This window comes from Kitasatospora sp. NPDC018058, assembly GCF_044327205.1.
Taxonomy (GTDB): Bacteria; Actinomycetota; Actinomycetes; order Streptomycetales; family Streptomycetaceae; genus Kitasatospora.
The window spans coordinates 100,423-119,065 of the sequence record NZ_JBIRFA010000021.1 but is presented as its reverse complement, the minus strand read 5'-3'; the positions used below and the strand labels follow the sequence as shown (position 1 = coordinate 119,065).

At 71.1% G+C, this 18,643-nt stretch carries 16 protein-coding genes; 3 read left to right on the top strand and 13 right to left on the bottom strand.

Going from position 1 to position 18,643, the window contains the following annotated elements:
• Window positions 1-528: 528 nt before the first annotated feature.
• Both ACH4E7_RS27915 and ACH4E7_RS27910 read left to right on the top strand, forming a co-directional pair.
• On the top strand, window positions 529-2,010 hold the full coding sequence (locus tag ACH4E7_RS27915) for a serine/threonine-protein kinase (RefSeq protein ID WP_396251807.1): 1,482 nt from the start codon (window positions 529-531) through the stop codon (window positions 2,008-2,010).
• Window positions 2,011-2,276: 266 nt separating this feature from the next.
• Window positions 2,277-2,411 carry a hypothetical protein gene (locus tag ACH4E7_RS27910; RefSeq protein WP_396251806.1) on the top strand — a complete coding sequence of 45 codons (135 nt, stop codon included), beginning with the start codon at window positions 2,277-2,279 and terminating at the stop codon, window positions 2,409-2,411.
• A 592-nt stretch (window positions 2,412-3,003) separates the two neighbouring features.
• Here the strand turns inward: ACH4E7_RS27910 and ACH4E7_RS27905 are convergent.
• The 11 genes from ACH4E7_RS27905 to ACH4E7_RS27855 all read right to left on the bottom strand — a co-directional run bounded on the left by ACH4E7_RS27905 (window position 3,004) and on the right by ACH4E7_RS27855 (window position 16,426).
• Window positions 3,004-4,035, bottom strand: a complete 1,032-nt coding sequence (locus tag ACH4E7_RS27905) for a hypothetical protein (protein WP_396251805.1) — start codon at window positions 4,033-4,035, stop codon at window positions 3,004-3,006.
• 55 nt (window positions 4,036-4,090) lie between these two features.
• Window positions 4,091-4,507 carry a hypothetical protein gene (locus ACH4E7_RS27900; RefSeq protein WP_396251804.1) on the bottom strand — a complete coding sequence of 139 codons (417 nt, stop codon included), beginning with the start codon at window positions 4,505-4,507 and terminating at the stop codon, window positions 4,091-4,093.
• Complete coding sequence (locus ACH4E7_RS27895; protein WP_396251803.1) at window positions 4,507-6,822, bottom strand: hypothetical protein; 2,316 nt, start codon at window positions 6,820-6,822, stop codon at window positions 4,507-4,509. Before ACH4E7_RS27895 ends, ACH4E7_RS27900 begins: the two co-directional genes overlap by 1 nt.
• Window positions 6,819-8,552 (bottom strand): hypothetical protein, encoded by a 1,734-nt coding sequence (locus ACH4E7_RS27890; protein ID WP_396251802.1) that lies wholly within the window; start codon window positions 8,550-8,552, stop codon window positions 6,819-6,821. The genes ACH4E7_RS27895 and ACH4E7_RS27890 overlap by 4 nt, the downstream gene beginning before the upstream one ends.
• 209 nt (window positions 8,553-8,761) lie before the next feature.
• On the bottom strand, window positions 8,762-10,216 hold the full coding sequence (locus ACH4E7_RS27885; protein ID WP_396251801.1) for a site-specific integrase: 1,455 nt from the start codon (window positions 10,214-10,216) through the stop codon (window positions 8,762-8,764).
• A gap of 51 nt (window positions 10,217-10,267) precedes the next feature.
• Window positions 10,268-10,474 (bottom strand): NUDIX hydrolase, encoded by a 207-nt coding sequence (locus ACH4E7_RS27880; RefSeq protein ID WP_396251800.1) that lies wholly within the window; start codon window positions 10,472-10,474, stop codon window positions 10,268-10,270.
• A 661-nt stretch (window positions 10,475-11,135) separates the two neighbouring features.
• Window positions 11,136-12,023 (bottom strand): NAD-dependent epimerase/dehydratase family protein, encoded by an 888-nt coding sequence (locus ACH4E7_RS27875; RefSeq protein WP_396251799.1) that lies wholly within the window; start codon window positions 12,021-12,023, stop codon window positions 11,136-11,138.
• Window positions 12,023-13,183, bottom strand: a complete 1,161-nt coding sequence (locus ACH4E7_RS27870; RefSeq protein WP_396251798.1) for a cytochrome P450 — start codon at window positions 13,181-13,183, stop codon at window positions 12,023-12,025. Before ACH4E7_RS27870 ends, ACH4E7_RS27875 begins: the two co-directional genes overlap by 1 nt.
• The gene (locus tag ACH4E7_RS27865; protein ID WP_396251797.1) at window positions 13,180-14,649 is read right to left on the bottom strand and encodes a class I adenylate-forming enzyme family protein; all 1,470 of its coding nucleotides are present in this window, start codon (window positions 14,647-14,649) and stop codon (window positions 13,180-13,182) included. The genes ACH4E7_RS27870 and ACH4E7_RS27865 overlap by 4 nt, the downstream gene beginning before the upstream one ends.
• Before the next feature lie 29 nt (window positions 14,650-14,678).
• The gene (locus ACH4E7_RS27860; protein ID WP_396251796.1) at window positions 14,679-15,416 is read right to left on the bottom strand and encodes a glycosyltransferase family A protein; all 738 of its coding nucleotides are present in this window, start codon (window positions 15,414-15,416) and stop codon (window positions 14,679-14,681) included.
• Window positions 15,413-16,426 carry a 3-oxoacyl-ACP synthase III family protein gene (locus ACH4E7_RS27855; RefSeq protein ID WP_396251795.1) on the bottom strand — a complete coding sequence of 338 codons (1,014 nt, stop codon included), beginning with the start codon at window positions 16,424-16,426 and terminating at the stop codon, window positions 15,413-15,415. The genes ACH4E7_RS27860 and ACH4E7_RS27855 overlap by 4 nt, the downstream gene beginning before the upstream one ends.
• Window positions 16,427-16,515: 89 nt before the next feature.
• On the opposite strand from ACH4E7_RS27855, the gene ACH4E7_RS27850 reads away from it, so the two are divergent.
• Window positions 16,516-16,752 carry a hypothetical protein gene (locus tag ACH4E7_RS27850; RefSeq protein ID WP_396251794.1) on the top strand — a complete coding sequence of 79 codons (237 nt, stop codon included), beginning with the start codon at window positions 16,516-16,518 and terminating at the stop codon, window positions 16,750-16,752.
• Window positions 16,753-17,007: 255 nt separating this feature from the next.
• Here ACH4E7_RS27850 and ACH4E7_RS27845 read toward each other — a convergent pair whose 3' ends face one another.
• Complete coding sequence (locus ACH4E7_RS27845; RefSeq protein WP_396251793.1) at window positions 17,008-17,313, bottom strand: GNAT family N-acetyltransferase; 306 nt, start codon at window positions 17,311-17,313, stop codon at window positions 17,008-17,010.
• Between the two features lie 121 nt (window positions 17,314-17,434).
• The gene (locus ACH4E7_RS27840; RefSeq protein ID WP_396251837.1) at window positions 17,435-18,640 is read right to left on the bottom strand and encodes an MFS transporter; all 1,206 of its coding nucleotides are present in this window, start codon (window positions 18,638-18,640) and stop codon (window positions 17,435-17,437) included.
• Between the last annotated feature and the right edge of the window lie 3 nt (window positions 18,641-18,643).

The following is an 18,643-nucleotide window of genomic DNA, read 5'->3' as shown; positions in this document are numbered from 1 at the left end:
GTGAGGCTCACCGCACGTGAGATACGTCAGTACCTGCTTCTGAACCCCAAAGCCACAGGTCATCCAGGGGTGTCCGAAAGGAGAGGTTTGCGGAATCGTTCGGTGACCGTTCGGCGAACGGACCCCTGGGATGCATGAGACAGGTGAGTCTCTGGGGCACGGTCACCACGGTGACCTTCACTCAGGGGTCAGCGAAGTCGCGCTGTTCAGGAAGAACTCGGCCGTCAGCTCATCTGCTACCAAGCTACCGCCCCCACCCCCGTCAGCTCGCCCCGACCCGGGTGGCCGCATCCCTGCCGGTCAGCGATGTCCGTTGCTTCGCGGCCGATGACACGGAAACCCCGCGACCAGCGGGCGACCGATAGCACCGTGGCGGGCCGAGCAGCCCCTTCGCCCATTGTGGCGGCTGGTGACACAACCGTGAGCGGCACCGTAATTTCGTGGGCGTAGCGGGGTAGGAACCGGGGAAACCCGCGGCCACGTCGTACCAGCGGCCGTGAAGCTACGCCGTGCAGAAGGGGTCTTGGCATGACGAACCGATCGGGTGAGCTCGTCGCTGGGCGCTATCGCTTGCTGGAGCGAATCGGTTCGGGCGGGTTCGGAAACGTATGGCGGGCGATCGACGGCTCACTCGGCGTTGAGGTCGCGCTCAAGGAGGTGCGGCTGCCCGACAACCTGCCCGAGGACCTGCGCCACCAGATGGCAGTACGGGCCCTGCGCGAGGCCCGGCACGCCGCCCGGCTGCGTGGGGTGCCACACGTGGTAGCCATCCACGACGTACTCGAGTCCGCGCAGGGCCCGTGGATCGTCATGCAGTTGGTCTCCGGCCGCTCCCTCGCCCAGGAGCTCAACCGCCATGGCCCGCTCGACCCCGCCTATGTCGCCGGCCTCGCACGGGCCATGGTCCAGGCCCTGGCCGCCGCCCACGCCGAAGGCATCATCCACCGCGACGTCAAACCCGCGAATGTGCTGCTCGCGGACGACGGGAGCATCCTGCTGGCCGACTTCGGCATCGCCATCGACCACCGCGAGACGAAGCTCACCGGCTCCGGGATGGTGATCGGCACTGTCGGCTACATCGCCCCCGAGGTGATGCGGGGCGCGCCCGGCGACTCCCGTTCCGACCTCTACGCCTTGGGTGTAACCCTCTACGAGGCGGTGGAGGGCGTTGCCCCGTACGAAGCCAACACCGCACGCATCCGCCCACCCCGCCGAGCAGGTGCTCTCGCCCCACTGCTCGCCGCGCTCTTACGGGACGACCCGGCCAAGCGGCCCACTGCCACGCAGGCCCTTGACCAACTGAACGGCAGTGACGCGGCGCCCACCCTTGAGCGCGAGATATCCGTCCCACCACCCGCCAAGCCCGACGAAGCCCGCTCGATCACCATGTTGCCCGCCAGGCAGAGATTCATGACGGCCTGCCTAGGTGCTGGGTGCGCCGTGCCCGTCGGCTTTGTCTTCGGCTTCATCATCGGCTTCGCCCGCTATCCCAAGCCGGTCGTGAGCCTTGGCACCTTCGCCCTGGGGGGCGGCAACAGCCTCGGGACGGGCGACGTGAGCTCCCCGTGGGGGAACGGCATGCTGGGGGCGGGCCTCCTCGTTATCATCCTGATGGTCGTGTTGGCCGTGGCCGGTGCCATCGCGGGCCCCAGCTTCGAACCTGACGTTATCTCCGCCGACTCCACCGGCCTGACCATCACTCGAAGGCCGCTGGTACGGCGGACCACCTTCATGCTGCCCTGGGCCGTCATCGACGACATCCAACTGCGCCTGGATACCCATGATGGGCGCGCGGGAAGTATCCTGGTGCGCTTCAAGCCCGGCTGCGAGCCCCAGCAACAATGGCTGACCGATCAGCATATTGCGCCAAGCCGCGGCGGTACTTACCGCATCTACCGCGCCGGCGAGTTCCTTCCCGGGTTCCATCCCCGCGAACTGCACCGCTTCCTCAGCACGAACTCCCGCGGACTCTACAGCGCCCCCAAATCCAGGGTGGTGAGCGGATGGTGAGTGGGTGACCAAGCCGAAGAGCCCATGTCCGACACGGAGAGCGGCTTCACCGTGATCGCCGTGGGAGGCACACCACTCACCCTCTTCGCCCCCGATACCCCCTGCGGCTGACCCTCACCGATCAACAGGGCCCGGCAACCTTCGGTTGCCGGGCCCTTCGTGACGCAGACGAAGCGCTCGGGTCGGATGCGGTGCGTGTCTGCTGCAGCGCGAGCAGCCCCCGACCACGGCCCGGTGATCAACAGCTGCCTCGGCACCAGGCTCGTGTGGCCGATGTACTGCACCGGCCGGGGGCGGACGCCGCCCACGTCATTGCCCCGCTCGTCGGCCTGCCCGCCTTCGAGCACATCAAGTTGCCTTGGCTGCCGATCACCACCACCCGCCTCGACGGCCACGCGTAGAAACGCGACTCCGTCTCCGCCAGGACGCCGACGCCCCGGCGTCCTGGATCGACGATATCTCCACCACCTCGACTACCAGTGGGCCGAACGCACCGCCAGTGGTCTACCGACCCTCCTCGTCCAGCCCGACCCCCGCATCGGTTCGTCCCCCGAGCACCCCTCCGAGATCACGGCGTGAACGGCCCGCCTCGCCCCAACCAACTTCCCACTGTTTGAGTCCACTCGCCCCAGGCCAGCGCCATCGCCTTCACCTCCGCCTCCGTGCGCGAGAACTCCCAGCTCGCGACGAGACTGGAGGGGGCCCGCGCCCCGAGCGGAGGCGTTATCGATGCACCAACCAGCCACCCGGAGCCTCGTTCTCGCAGCCGACCGACTCGGTCGAGCGGCTATCTTTCCACGGGATGTGACGGCACATCCAGGGTTCGCGGGCCCGTCCTGGGCAGGGCTCCCAGGACTCGGCGCTACCCGCCCGACGCATGTCGGCGGCCGCATCGCTGTTGGGGATCGAGGAGGGCATGCCATTCCAGCCTTGCAGGTGCTGTTGTGACTTGCGTGGCGATGGCGCCGGGGTTTCGGTGCGCTTCGGCCTGGTCTACTGCTCCGAGTAGGTGGTCAGATACTGGAGCGCGGCGGAGAAGGCGGTCACCATTTCTTTCAAATCGACTGTGCTCTGGAGCACCACGGAGCTTCCCTGCCCACCTCCGCTGTATCCGTAGTACTCCGGGTGGCCTTTCCCGTTCCACTTTTCGGTCTTGAATCCGTGGCCTTCCGGTGCCACCACCATCTCTTGGACGGGCGAGCCCGCGTGCTGCACGAAGCTGCAGCGGGCGAGCCAGTCTCGATGTTGGTCCGCAAGTTCTCCGTCGGTCTCAGCCGTTCCCCCCGAGACCCCAACCATGATGCGGATCTCGAAGGGAGTGTCAGTGCCGCCGTTCGGACGCCTCGGGTTCAGGCGTTGGATTTCGGCGACAACGTAGCCGTCCGCCGTCTCTCGCCAGGCGCAGATGTTCGCGGCTCCGGTCTGAGATCGCTGCTTCGGCTCGAAGATCGTGCCGGGCGGGGCAGTAGCCTGCGTCAGGCTCGCCAGTCGCCGCAGACGCAATGCGTCGCTCAGCGCGATCGAGGCCTCGTTCGCGGGGCCCGTTGCCTCTGCCTCCAGTTGTGTGAACTGCTGGAGCGCTCGGACGGACAGGAGTCGGGCGAGGTCGTCAGTCGAGCGGCTCCAGCCGGAGAGGAGACCGGGGACTGTAAGCCGACGGGACCAGTGGGTCGGCTCGTTCGGAATGGGATCGGCGTTCGGGCCCACCAGGTAGCGGGCCGATAGCGGGAAGCCCTTCGCGTCCGCCCAGGCGTCGTACGCCGCAAACTGATCGCCGTGAGCGCCAGCACCGAGCTTCACCTCCATCACCGATCGCTCGATGTCGTCCAGCAAAACGACGAAGTCGGCCCGGCCCGCAGAGGCCCCTCTGCCTGCCTTCACCCGGGCCTCTCGCCAGACGTTGAGCGTGCCCGGGGCCAGGAGCAACGCAGACCGGAGCGGCTCAGGATCCAGCTCGGCGAGGAAGCACAGCAGGTTCGACCAGTCGTCTTCTGTTCGCAGCAAGCGCGTCAGTCCGTACGTCACGGCCGGGACCCTACACGTCGCCTCTGACACGTAGGGCCAGCCCTTGGCCGGGGCGTCATTCTCGCCAGGGCCCACTCGTGGGCAGGGGCGCGACCTTCGCGGTGCGCTGCTTGGTCAACTGCCCCTTGAGGGAGAGGTTCTCATGGTAGAGGTTGGCCGTCACGGTGGCGAGCGCGTCGAGCTTGGCTTGGAGTGCGCCGGCCCGAGCGGTCTCTTCACGCAGTCGCTTCTTCAGCTCGGCGATCGTCTCATCGCGCTTGACCTCGCCGGGGGTGCGGAGCACGGGTGCGGTGACCTGGGCGTCCCAGTCGGCAAGGACGGCCTCGGCGCGGTGGACGGTGGCGTGGCTGACGCCAGCTTCGCGGGCGAGGTTCTCCTTGGTCAGGGTGCCGTCGCTGTTGGTGGGCTGTCCGGCCAGGAGGCGGGCCATGGCCTCGCGCAGCTTCGTCTCGGTGGTGGCGGACACCGGCATCAGACGGACTCCTTCATCTTGGCGAACTGGACGTTCGTGGAGCGGATTTCGGACAGCCGGTTCTCCGCCTGCTCGCGCAGCGGCCGGGACAGCTTCTTCTTCAGGAACTCCACGAGGTCGGCTTCCTCCATGCGCCAGACGCGCTCGTGGGCGATGGTGAGGACGGAGTTTCTGCAGCGTGCGGGCTGGCAGGCTCCCAGGAGTGGGGTCGTGCCGCGTTGGTCGGGCGGGAGCTGGTTCTGGCACTCCGCGGTGGGCGCGTTCCACAGGCAGTGGTTGATCGTGCCGAGATGGAGGTCGGCGAACTCCTCGCGCAGCAGGGTGATCTCCAGGCGCTCGTCGGCGATCTGTGCTCGCAGGCTGATGCTCTGCTCGACGGCCTTGTTCACGCGGTCCAGTCCGGCATGGAAGCGCGCGGCGCCAGGACCGACCGCGATGGTCTGGCCGGCGCGGCGGGCCTGGAGCAAGGTGGCCAGCTTCTTGGCGGCGACGGTCTGCAACTGGTTGTCGAACTCCTTGGCCCACCGGGCGTCAGGTTTTCCGTAGGCGAGAGTGGTCCGGTTGGCGAGGGCGCGGCGGGCTGCGTGCTTGAGCTGGATGCCGAGAGCGATCTCTCCGTCCGGCTCCTGGGCGGCGATCACGGCCATCGTCTTGCGGAACATGTGGGGCCGTACGAGCCCTGCGGGGATCTCGTCCAGGCCGGTGAGGTGTCGGTTCGCGTTGACGAGGGTGATGAAGTCCTCAATGTCCCGGATCGGCCTGAAGCCGTCGCCCAAAGCGGGGTTGATCGCGCCGAAGACCCTGGTGTCGTGGCGGGACAGCGCCTCGGCGACTGCGATCGCCTGGGCGACGGCCTCGATGATCCACCAGTGGGACCGTGGGCGGGAATCGTCGTGCTTGACTTGCCGGGAGGCGACGGCGGGGGCGCCGTAGTACTGGGTGACGGCTCCGCGGGTGATTTCGAAGATCTCGCTGTCGCGCATCGCGGTCAACGCGGCTACCCAGATGTACCCGGCTGCTCTGAGTACCCGCGGGGTCTGGCTGGTGTCCACCGGGCGTGTGCGCTCGGGAGCTGAGGCCACGACCTGGCGTATCCAGGCGCGTCGTGCGGCGGCCCGGTGGTGGCTGCCGCCGAGGCTCAGGGCATCGGAATACTCCGCCTCGTACACCAGCCTGGCCACCTCGTTCCAGTCCGGCTCTGCGGGCTCACCGGTCTGTGTGTCGGGGGATCGGAGCGGGATGAGGTTGGCGGGGGCGTCGAGCCAGCGACGCAGGATCTCGTCCTGCTCCGCTGGCGAGAGGCGCTGCGGGGGACGCACTTCGACGGCACGGTCCTTGCGCTGGCGCGGGCTCTGGGAGACGGTCCGGTTGGTCTGTTGGATCCAGAGCTCGACCCGTTGGCGGCGTGCTCGCCCGGCAGCACTCCTTGGAACGAAGAGGCTCGGGTTGGGGCTCTTCGACACCTCGTGGCTCAGCGTCGCCCACAGGGGGCGGCCTTCGTCAGGGGTTCCCGCCAGGTGCGCGTTGATCGGGACGCGAGAGCCGGGGGCGGCGAGCCATTCCTCCAGCAGGGCATCGAGTTGCCCCTGGGTTCGCATCCAACGTTCTCGCTTCGGTTGTGTCGCGTGGTCATGGCGGGCGAGGATCTCGGGAGCGAACCGGTCGATGTAGGCCCAGGCGGCCCGTAGAAGGGGCCACCACACCTCGGGCGCGATCGCCGCGGTGGACAGTTCGTCGGTCCAGGGGCACTGGGCGACCGCGGAAGCCGACTGGCCCGGCCAGGGGTCCTCCAGCGTTGGCACCCCGGTCAGGACGGGCGAGAAGACGATCAGGTGGCGGACTGCGTCAACCATGCGGCGCACTGACCCGGGGGCGGTGATCTCCGCCCTGGCCGCGATGAACCCTTGCCAGTCCTCCACCTGCCACAGGCCGAAGTCGGCTGGCATCTGCTGCTCGTCGGCCCAGAGCCGCAGCTTGTTTAGCGCGGAGCCGAAGGCCCTCGTGGTGCTCAGCCCCCAGGTGCCCGGAGGAAGGAAGATGCCAGCGGCCTGCAGGGCGGGGTGCTGGGGGTTCAGCATGGCGAAGGAGGTCTCTCTGGCCAGCAGGTTCCATCGCGGGTCAGCAGGAAAGGAGCAGAGCCACGCTCCGGGCGCCTTGTTCGCCGGCCGACGGATGCAGTCGCCGGGCCACATGTCGGCGCGGCCGAAGACCGGCATTTCCTTGTGTGCGAGCCGGCCGGGCATGTTGGCGTACACCGGCTCGTCGTCGGCGAAGGTCGCCGACCGGAGCACCAGGGTGGGGACGGGGAGGGTCATCGGTGGTACTCCGTTCGCATGCCCAGCGGCAGGTTCAAGGTCACCGCGCGTTCCGCGATGAGTTGCCGAGCGGCAGGAAGATGGTCAGCACACTCCTCGAACACCTCAGCGAGGGCGCGGGACTGGCGGCCCCAGACGGCCTCCCAGGTCGGCGGCGTCAGGACCTGACGCATGTGCTCGATGTGATCGTGCAGCAGGAGCTGCTGTGGCAGCTGCGAGACGAAGACCACCGCGTTGCCGCAGGCCATGCACATGGCCGGAGCGACGTGGCAGAGCTTGCCCGGCACGCTGTGCGGCGAATTGTGCGGGTCCTTGCAGTTGCTGACCCCCATGTCGAGCTCGCCGTCGCGCAGCTCGACGCCCTGCTCCGGGGTGACTCCGAGGGCCGCGGCGACCGCCGGCTCACCGAGCTGTGCCTGTGCGTCGGGCAGGATCAGAGTCGGCTGCTGGGTGACCTTGGCGAAGACCTTGGCCTGAGCACGGTTCATCGCTCTGCCGGCCAGGACGTGGGCGGTGGTGCCGTGCGCGTAGTGGTCGCGGAAGACGCGGATGCTGTGGTCGTCGCCGGCCAGGTCGGCCAGCGTGCCTCCCAGGGCCACCACCCGGGCCGTCTTGACGGTCTTGCGCAGCCGCCGCGCATCGTGCGGAAGAGAGATCCCGTTCGGGAACGACGCTCCGGGGCCGGTGTGCGAGGCGATCCAGTCGGTGAAGCGGCGCCCTGGGTCGCGCAACGGAGCGTGACGGGGTTCCATGCCCTGGCTCTGCCGGTACTCCACCGCCGTGAACAGCCACGGCTCGAACCGAAAGGTCTCCCGCGTCAGTGCGTTGACATGGATCAATCGCCGCAACAGGCCGGGGACGTCCCATCGGCCCCGGCCCGCGAAGACCATGTCCTCGGTGGCCGCAGAGGTGACTGATGGGTCGGTGAGGTGGAAGTCCGCGCGGACCCGCTCGGCGCGGTGCTTCGCCTGGACGAGCCTGGCCCCCTCCGAGCTGAACTCCACATCGGGCACCTGGAGCACGTGCAGTTCCTCCGGCGTGCAGTCGGACATCGCGAGCAACAGCAACACCCGAAAGGGGTGCAGGTCGATCTCCTGGGGGAACAGCATCCGGTGCAGCGCCCGGACCAGGCCGGAAAAACCGAGGTCACCGGGTACCTCCGCAAGGAAGTCCCGCAGCTGTCTGGGCCAGCTCTTCGTGTGGGCAGGCAGGTGCTGCCGCAGAACGTCGATCCTGGCCAGGCCGTGCCGGGCGGCCCACACCAGGTTCGGCAACTCCCTCCAGCCGGCCCCGTTCGGGTCGAGCCCGGCAGCGAGAAGCTCTCGGCCGCGGTCCAGCCGAGCCTCCAGCTCACGGATGTCGCTCTGCGCGGCCTTCTGCAGTGCCGCGCGTTCCGCGTTGCTGAACTCGTCCAGCACCTGGTAGGTCGCCTTACGCATACCAGGTGGCGCCTCGATACGTCGGCGCAGCCGTTCGGGGACCCGAGGCGCCCGCGCCGCCCAGTGGCCAAGGAGCGAGAGCAGACCGCGGGATTGTGCCCAGGGCTCCCCCGACTGCTCGGGGTATCGGCTGAGCTGGTCCTGTTCCCAGGCGTAGATCAGCGCGGGCACATCGAACCGCTCGTCGGCCAACTGGATCTCGGCGGGGTCCAGCCCGATCGTCGGCAGGTGGGTGGAGACGAACGCCGCGAAGGACTTGACGGCCTTGGGGTAGGAGCCTTGCGTCTTCAAGGAGTTTTTGTGGTGGTAGTCGATCCACACGTCCGCGAGTTCAGCCGCCAGTGCCCGGCAGGCGAAGGCGGCCGGATCGACACGCCGATTGCTGGGCCGGCCGCGGCTGACAAAGGTGATCTCGCGAATACCCACGCGCGCCACAGGGGCAGGTTGAGCAACAGGCGGGTTGGTGCTGGAGCGGGGACGTCGGTCGCCTCGGCGTGGCATCAGCTCCACCGCCCGGCGTGCTGGCTGGCCAACTGCCCATAGGTGGAGTCCTGTTCATTCCACTGACTGATAGCCTGTGTGACCAGCAAGTTCGTCGAGCGCTTGTAGGTCAGGTACCGCATCGTCGAACCGGGACTTCGGTGACCGAGCAGCCGCATGACTGTCAGGAACGGGTTGCGCGCGATGTGGTCAGCCGCGTACGGTGCCACCCGCCCACTGCGGGCGTACTCCTCGGCGTCCTTCGCCCGCTGCAGTTCGGTCAGCAGCTCCAGCATGTAGACGGCGAAGGTGTGCCGCGTGTCGTGGATTCTGACCCTGCGCGGCATCTCCAGCGGCAGCTCGTACTCGGCGATGATCCGCAGGGCGCGCGCGTGGGCGTCACCGAAAATCTGCTCCCACCGCTGGGCACTGATCATCAGCCCGCTCCGACCCACGAACAGTGCCATCGGCTCCAGGCCATGGTCGCCCTCGGTTACGGCGATCCGCCGCACCTCCGCCGGCATGGCCTTGATCGTCCAGGTCTTACGCTGGCCGAACTGCCGACCGCGGACCTTCATCAGCCGCAGATCGATGTCGTCGACGACATACAGCTCGTCCCGGCGGCCCGCGAGGTTCTTCGCCGCCTTGCGGACCGCTACGGCCCGCTCGCTCCTGCGATACCAGTCGAGTTCACGCAGCGTCCGGTCCTGGATCTCCACGGTCCGGGGCAGACCGAACTTGGCTATCGCCTGAAGCTCGACCTCTCCCGCTGCACCATCGCGCCGCGGCACCCCGACTTCGACGTCGAGCAGGGCTCGGAACTCGCGCAGCCGCAACCCGGTGGTGATGGCCAGGTTACCGCCCCCACTGTTACGCAGTGGATGGGCATTGCGAAAGGACCGGTCCACCGTCCCGTCCGGCAGCAGACCACGCAGTCCCACCCTGTCCAGGAACGACCACTGGTCGAAGGTCAAGTGACGGATATCCAGCTCGGACGTCGACCCCCAGCTCAGGACGTCCCGACCATTGGCCTTGCGGAAGTACGGCCGCTCAGTCAGCAGCTTCGTCTCCACAGCCCAGTCGTAGAAGTTGTTGATCACCGCCCGGTGGCGCTTCCACGTGGCCGGCGCCATCGGCTCGTCCCGATGCTCCGTGCAGTACCTGCGGTAGGCGAGCAGGTCGTCCTCAGTGGCCGCCAGGACATCGCTCGGCGGGTCCAGGCTGGTCAGGAAGTCATCGAGGGCAAGGAAGTCGTACGCGTAGTCCTGCAGCGATGACGCCTTGAGCGTCTTGGCCATCTCGTGGAAGAAGGAGGAGTGCGGCTCCAGCGGCCGCATGTCCGGGCCGAGGAAGAACGGTGTCCCGTCCGCCAGGGCCCGGGGGCCGCTGACGTACCGAACTGCGTCGAGATCGACGCCGGCGATCGGCTCGAAGCTGCGTCGGACTCGGTCGCGCGATGTGAAGAAGTAGTCCACTGCTCTCCTTGAGACAAGAGGTGAGCAGTGAACCTAACCAAGATCGTGGACCTACAACATCCCTTCCTGCAAACGCTGAGACATGTGCAGACCCTTGTCATAACCGCCCGGGTACTCCCACCGGCCGGGCAGGACGTCGTGCGGTGCCCGGCGGATCATCAGGACCCGGCCGGAGGGGTCGCGGACCACCACGCCGACGCCGATCCGCTCGATGCCCTCGCTGAAGGCCAGGTCGGTCAGCACGTCGAAGTCGATCACCGGGCGGACTCCTCGATCTCTCGGGCGGGAACGGCCCGCCGGTCGGTGTCGGTCTTCGTCATAGGTCCTCCAGGCGCGGGTCGGTGCGCGGGCGCGCGGGATGCTGGACGGGATACTCCGATCACCAAGTGGCTTACTCGGAAGCCGAGTTCATGGAAGTTCCACGGGCGGCGTCGGCGTCCGATGATGGTGCTGTTCGAGTGCGCCGTTCAAGCGGATTACCTCCGGGCGAGCCCGGGTCGAACGGGGACTTTTCGGGCACCATGCGGGCGCCGGCAAGGGCGTCCTCCAGTTGGTCGCGAGCGGGCTCGGGTAGGACGGCGGAGCCCAGTGCGCAGGCGGCGAGAGCCTGTTCGAGCGCGGCCGTCCGGCCGGGTTCGAGGCGGTCGTGGACGCCCTGGTGGGCGAGGAGGTCGCGCAGCGCGGACCCGTCGCCCATTTCACCCGTTCGGCTGGACGGTTGCTCGATCAGGTTTCGGGTGGCGGGCGTGTCGAGGCCGGCGGCGTCGAGGTGCTGGTGCTCGGGTGGGCCTGCGTCGGGGACAGGCCGTCTCCTCGGTGCGCTCGTGCGGTCGGCGAGCTGACGACCGGTCGCATGTCGGGGTGTCACAGGAACGTTCACGCGCGGGGCGAGCGCGTGGCGGTTCGCTCCGGCCGGGTGTCACGGGCGGTACCCGGCGAGGCCGTGGGCGGGCTGCCAGCCCTGGGTGTGGGCGCGGGTGAGGTCGAGGACGACGCTGCGGGTGAGGAGGTCGACGGTGTAGGGGGTGAGGCCGGGGATGCGGGTGGTGCGGGCGGCGAGGCGGGCGAGCGGTGCGGGGAGGTGGGCGATGCGGGCGGGGAGGCGGTGGACGGTGAGGACGTGGCGCAGGGCGTCGTCGCGGCGGTAGGGGGTGGCGTCGGCGATGTTGTAGGCGCCGGGCGGCCAGGGCGGGGTGCCGGTGAGGCCGAGGGCGGCCAGGCAGGCGTCGGTGAGGTTGGCGACGGCGGTCAGGCTGAGTGGGATGTCGCGGCCGGGCAGCGCCAGTAGGCCGTGCCGGACGCGGGCGAGCAGCTGCGGGAGGAGGTGCGGGTCGCCGGGGCCGTAGACGGCGCGGGGGCGCAGGACGACGGCGCCGGCCGCGAGGGCGAGTCGTTCGGCGGCGGCCTTGGTGCGGCCGTACGCGTTGAGGTGGCCGGTGGCGGTGGGGTGGTCCTCGGTGAGGACGGGGGCGGTGGCGCGCGGGTCGTAGACGCTGGCGCTGCTGACGTGGACGACGGGTCGGCCGGCGGCGGCGCGCAGGACGCGCTCGGTGCCGGTGACGTTGACGGCGTGCTGGTGGGCTTCGGCGGGGTGGCCCGGGGGCAGGTCGGCGACGGCGGCGGCGCAGTGGACGACGAGGTCGGTGCCGGTGAAGTCGGGGTCGGTGGTGGTGGCGTCCCAGGGACGGTGGTGGCCGACCGGTCCGGGGCGGCGGCCGTGGCAGGTGACGTCCAGGCCGAGGGCGGCGGCGGTGCGGGCGAGGTGGGCGCCGCAGAAGCCGGTGGCGCCGGTGACGGCGATGCGCATCAGGACCTTCCCCGTCGGAGGGTGAGTTCGGCGTAGCCGGGCAGGGCGGATCGGCGGTCGACCCGGGCGCGGGCGACGACCGGGCGGTGGGGGGCCAGCGCGAGGAGCACGTCGGCGAGTTGGGTGCGGGCCAGGCCCGCGCCGGGGCAGGCGTGCGGTCCGGCGCCGAAGACGGCCTGGGTGGCGGCGGGATGGCCGGCCGGGACGCTGCGGTGGGCGTGGGCGGCGTGCCGGGCGACGAGGATCAGCCGGTCACCGGCCCGTACCGGGTGTCCGGCGAGGGTGGCGTCGGCCGCGGCCGCCCTGGGCAGCAGCGGTGAGGGCGCGGTCAGACGCAGGAGTTCGGCGGCCAGGCGGGGTGCGCTGGTCTCGTCGACGGCGGGCCACAGGCGGGCGTCGGCGCACCAGGCGACGGCGCGGGGCACGGCGGCGAGGGTGGTGTTGACGGCGGCGACGGCGACCATGGCGTCGCGTGCGTCGGGCAGCAGGGCGGTGAGACGGGCCGCGGCGTCGACGGCGTCGGCCGCGGCACGGGCACGGCCCGCGCGCGGGCCGGGCAAGTGGTCACGGGCTGCTGTCGCGGCGGCTTCGGCCGCTGCGTGGGCGAGTCGACGTGCCGGGGTGTCCGCACCGGTCAGGGCGGCGGCGGTGGTCCCGGCCAGCTCCCGTACGAGGTCGACGAGTTCGAGGTGCCCGGTGGCGAGATCGGGGACGCGTGCGGCGAGGACGGCCTGCCAGAGCGGGCGGATGCGGGCGCGGGCGGCGGTGTCGAGGTCGGCGGCCAGGGTGCGGCGGGCGGCGCGGTGGTCGCCGCCGTCCTGGTCGAACAGCAGGCCGCCGTCGGTGAGCCGGGCGGCCGCGCCGCCGGTGGTGCCGGGTGCGGTGCGTTGCATCGGGACGCGGGTGAGAGCCTCGTGGAAGGCGTCGGTGCCGTGGACCAGCAGGGTGCGGCCGAGCCGCAGGACCGGGCGGTGGCGGGTGGCGCAGAGCAGGGCGAAGAGTACGGGGTGACTGCGCAGGTAGACGCGGCGGTCGCGGCGGCGGGCCCGGCGGGAGGCGGCGGCCAGGGCCGCGACGTCCCGGGAAGCGGCGTCGCGGTGAGCGGCGGCCCCGGGAGCGGCGGCCCTGGAAGCGGCGGGTGTGCGGTCGGGCGGGTTCATCGGGCCAACTCCCGTGCGCAGTGGGCGGACGCGGCGCTCCGGTCGGGCTTGCGGGAGCGGCCCGCGAGCGGGACGGTGCCGAACAGGACGGCGTCCGGCCGGGCGGAGCCCATGCGGTCGAGCGGGATGCTCAGCGCGGCGCGCAGCTGCCGCGGATCCGCCCCGGGCCCGGGCTGCACGAGCGCGACCAGCCGTTCGTCGCCGTGCCCGTCCGGAACGCCCACGAGCAGGGCGAGTTCGACGCCCGGGACGTGCAGCGCCGGCTCGTACAGGCCTGGGTAGATGTTCTCGGCGCGGCGCAGCACCATGTCCTTGAGACGGCCGGCGAGCACGATCCGGCCGTCGGGGGTGAGGGCGGCGCGGTCGCCGGTGCGGATCCAGGGGTCGGGTTCCTCGCCGAGGTAGCGGTGGCGGGCGCCGGGTCCGGTGAGCAGGAGTTCGCGGTCGTCGGCGAGGCGGGCGCGGATGCCGGGCAGCGGGTGGCCGACGAGGTCGCCGTCCCCGTCGTGGGCGCTCTTGTCCGATTCCTCGACGGCGGCCGCGGGGAAGAGCTCGGTCAACGCGTAGACGCTCCAGGCCTGTTCGGCACCGGCCTGCTTGACGCGGTGCAGCAGGGCGGCGTCGGCGGGTGCGGAGCCCGTCCAGACCCGGCCGCTGAAGCGGGCTCCGGCGGAGAGGGCGGTGCGCAGCTGGGGCGGGGTGAGGTAGGTGTGGGCGGGGGCGAGTCGGGCCAGTTGGCGGGCGAGGGCTTCGGGTCTGCGGGCCGGGAGGGCGACGGTGGCGCCGGCGGCGAGGGCGGGGACGAGGACGAAGAAGGTGCCGCCGAGGACGCTCGTCCCGGGCTGCGGCGCGACCAGGTCGGCGACGGTGCGCAGCCCGGCGGCGAGGCCCTCGCGGGTGTGGACGACGGCGCGCGGGCGGGCGGTGGTGCCGGAGGTGAAGACGATCACGGCGTCGCCGTCGCGTTCGTCGCGCCCGGCCGGCACGGGGGCGGTGGCGGGCCGGAGCCGGGGCGCGCAGCCGGGCAGCCGGCGGCCGAGGGTGGCGACCGGGCCGAGGGCGGCGAGTCGGGGCAGTGCGAGGTCGGCGCGCCGGGCGAGCGGTCCGGCCCAGCCGGCCAGGGCCTGGGCGGCGGCGTCGGCCAGGACCAGGTCGGGCCGGGCGAGGCCGAGCCGGGCGGCGAGCACGTCCGGGCCCGCGGTCGGGTCGAGGACGGCGATGCGCAGGCCGAGCCGGTGTGCGGCGAGCATCACGGCGAGTGCGCGCGGGCCCGGCCGGACGGCGACGCCGACCGTGGCGCCGGGGGAGAGGCCGCGGGCGTGCAGGGCGGCGGCGTAGCCGTCGGCGAGGTCGGCGAGTTCGCCGCGGCGGATCGCGGTCCTGGTGGCGCCGGTGCGGGTGTGGTGCAGCACGGCGGGCCGGTCGGGGTGGTCGGTGCGCAGGGCGTGGGCGAGCCGGTCGAGCATGATGGGCTTCCTCAGTGGCGTGTGTGGCGTCAGCGGACGTCGACGGCGTGCGGGCCGGCGCCGCGCTCCAGGTACCAGCGGGCGGTGCCGAGGACGCCGTACGCGCGGATCCGGCGGGTGGAGTTCTGGACGACCATGTCGGGGCGGCGGACGACCGCCGTGGTGTGCCGGCGGACCCGGTTGAGGAATGCCCGGTCGGTGGGCGAGGGACGCCGGGGCATGCCGCCGACGGCCTGGTAGAGCTCGGCGGTGATCGCCATGTTGTTCCCGGCGTGCATCCGGTACGGGGCGAGGTAGCCGTGCCGTCGGCGGTGGGCGGGTCGGATCCGGCCGAAGAGCGCGCCGAGCGCGACGAGCAGCCGGAACACCGCCCGCCCTGCCGGTCCGTGCTCGTCCCGCCGGGCGGTGACGCGGCCACAGACCAGCCCGCCGCAGGCGCGCAGGCCGGCCCGGGCGGCGGCCGTCCAGCCCTGCTCGGGCAGACAGTCGGCGTCGGTGCGGGCGAGCAGGGTGGCGCCGTGCGCGATGGCGTACCGGAAGGCGGTGTCGACCGCCGAGCCGACGCCCTTCTCCGGTTCGACCAACACCTCGACGGGGAACGGCGCGTCGGCGGCGAAGGCGCGGACCGTGTCCACCGTGCCGTCGGTGGAGCCGTTGTCGGCGACGAGCAGCGTGAACTCCCGGTCCCGCTGGGCGGCGAGGGCCCGCAGGGTGGCGCCGATCCGGGCTTCCTCCTGGTACGCGGGGATGATCACCCAGAGCGTCACGACGCCTCCCAGACCATGGTCATCAGGCTGACGCCGCCGCCGAGGCCGATCAGTAGCACCTTGTCGCCGGGAAGCAACTCCGCTCGTATCCTGTCGAGTTGGACGCCGAGCGTGGCGCTGGCGATGTTGCCCAGCTCGGGCACGGTGAGCACCAGCTTCCCGGCCGGCACCCCGGTCAGCTCGACGAAGCGCTCCAGGTACGGGACGGTCACCTGGTGCACCAGCACCCGGGCGTAGTCGTCCCAGCCGAGGCCGGTACGGGCGGCGAGGCGGGCCAGGACGGCGGGGCCGATCTGCTCGAAGATCCCGCGCAACTCCTTGCCGCCGCCCCGGAAGTAGCTGTACTCGTCGCCGCGCGGGTGGCGCGATCCGCCGCCGGGGATGCCGCCGGCCTCCCAGTGCTCGGAGGCGGTCTCGGTCTCGACGTGGAGGATGCCCCCGCGCTCGACCGCCTCCACGACGACGGCCGCCCCGGCGTCGCCGAAGGTGTAGCCGGCGAAGCCGTCACGGAACTCGGCGGCGCCGGACGGGTCGCGACGCATCGCGCGGCTGGGCGTCTCGCCGGTGACGACCAGGGCGCGCCGGGCCCGTCCGGCCAGGATCATCGCGCGGGCCAGGTCGATCCCGTTGAGGAAGCTGTTGCAGGCGTTGCTGACATCCAACGCGTGGGCCCGGGTGCCGAGTTCGGCCTGCACGATGTGGGCGGTCGCGGGCTCGCAGACGTCCCGGGTGGCGGAGGCGAACAACAGCAGATCCACGTCCTGCGGGTCGAGGCCGCGGGCGTCGAGGGCGCGCCGGGCGGCGCCGAGGGCGAGGGTGGAGGCGTACTCCTCCTCGGCGGCGAAGCGCCGGGTACGGATGCCGGTCGCCTTCTCGAACATCCGCTCCGGCAGGGCGAGTCGGCCGCCCGCGGTGACCTCGTCCTGGAGCTGCTGGGAGGTGATCCGCCGGGCCGGAAGGTGGGAGCCGACGGCGGTGATGCCGATCCTCGGTGTCGCTGCTGGTTGCATGCCCCCATGCTCCGGCGGCCACGGCCGGGCCGGCCTGAGTACGGGTACTCAGACCAGCCCGACGGGCTACCCGATCGCGTCTGTGCAGTGTGCGCGCCTCGCACAAGTTCACCGCAGGTTGGCTCGAGGCCACCGACACCCACAAGGCGATCACCGACGCGGCCGTGCAACTGGCCCGCGCGGGCACGCTCACCGACGTGCGCTTCAACCACGTCTACGCCTACGACCACGGGTACGCCAGCGTTCCGAGCAGGGCCAGCAGGAGTCCGGTGCGTCGGGGAGTGGACCTCTGTCCCACAGCAAACCTCCTCAGCGAAGTGATCTGACGTGATGTCAGATCGACTCAGCCTCCGGGTCCGCCCAGGGGGAGTCAATCAGCCACGCAGGGCCGTTCCAGTGCACCGCCTCCATGGATGTCGCAAGGAACGACGACCCTGCCGGGGGTGAGCGTCCCCGGCGGGGTCGAGGGTCCGCCGCCCATCGGCTCGGCCCCCGCCGCCCTCGCCCCGCACGTCGGGGCGATGCGCGGTCGGGAGGCCCGACTCCCGGAACCGGTGGGGCGGTTGGCCGGTCGACGAGGCTCAGAGGCCGAAGCGGGCCCGGTGGGAGGTGGGGACGAGGTCGGTGTACTCGGGGTGCTTGGTGATCCAGCCACGGATGAAGGGGCAGTAGGGCAGGACGGCGAGGTGCTGGTCGCGGGCCGTGTCCAGGGCTGCTCGGGCGAGTCGGCCGCCCAGTCCGCGGCCCTCGAAGCGCGGGTCGATCTCGGTGTGGATGAAGGCGATCTCGCCCTCGGAGCGGTGGTACTCGGCGAAACCGGCGAGTTCTCCGGCGTCGTGGATCTCGAAGCGGGACTTCTCGGTGTTGTCGGTGACGGACTGCTCCATGGTTCCTCCTCGGATGCGGCGTATCGCCTGGCCGGTGACTCGCCGCAGTATAGTTGAAAAATGAACAGTCCGCCTCGCTGCCCGGTGGGGGACTCCCGGCGGCCACGGTTCAGGTCGCGGCTCAGGCGTCGGTGCTCGCCCGGTGCAGCAGGTAGGCGCCGGAGGCGGCGGCGAGGAGGGCCATGCAGGCGGCGAAGACCAGGCCTGCGTCGGCCAGGCCGAGCGGCGCGGCGAGCAGGCCGACGCCGATGACGGGGATCGAGATGCCGAAGTAGGCGACCACGAAGAGTGCCGAGAGCGCGCCGCCGCGGTGCTCGGCGGGGCTCGCGGCGGCGACCTCGCCCACCGCGCCACGCAGGCCCATGCCCTGGCCGGCGCCGCCCACCAGCGCAGCGAGCACCAGGGGCGGGAGAGTGGCCCAGGCGAGCGAGCTCGCCAGCAGCGCCAGCCCGGCGATCAGCACCAGGCAGCCCAGGGGGACCGCCCGTGCGGTGCCCAGTCGGGGGACGAGGAGCTGGCCGAGGGTGGAGGCGAGGAAGGTCACGAAGACGATGAGACCGACGACTGCGCGGTTGTGGATGTTCAGGCCCTCGGCGAGGAACGCGGGACTGACCGAGGTGAACAGGCCCAGGAGGGAGAATCCGGCGAAGGCGGCGATCCCGGCCGGGACGAACACCTGCCGGACCTCCGGCGGCAAGTCGGGCCGGTCGGGCCGCGCGGTGTGCAGCGGGCGGGCGCCGGCGACGGTCTCCGGCAACACCAGGAGGAGACCGAAGGACGCGGCGATCAGCACCAGGTGCACGGCGAACGGCAGCACCAGGGGGTGGGGCGCGTACTGGGCGAGCAGACCCGACAGCAGCGGTCCGCAGCCGAGGCCGCCCATGTTGGCGGCGGTCGTGACGAAGCCCGCGCGGCCCTGGTGCCGTGGCGGGGCGAGCTCCAGCACATACGCCGTGGCGGTGCCGGTGAACAGGCCCGCGGACAGGCCGGACAGCAGACGGCCGAGGCAGAGCAGCGGCACGCTGTCCGCGGCCAGGAAGGCGACGGCGCTGCAGGCCGCGAAGACGAGCCCGCAGAGCAGGACGGGGCGGCGCCCGACGGTGTCCGAGACATTGCCGACCAGCAGCAGGACACCGATGACGCCGAAGGCGTAGACGGTGAACACCACCGTCACCGTCAGCTCGGAGAAGCCGATCCGTTCCTGGTACAGCCCGTACAGCGGAGTGGGCAGGGTGGTGCCGATCATGCAGACGGCGAAGGCGAAGGCGGCCAGGAGGTAGTCCGTCCGGGCGGCAACGGGCCGAACAGCGCGATGATCGGTCACCAGCCC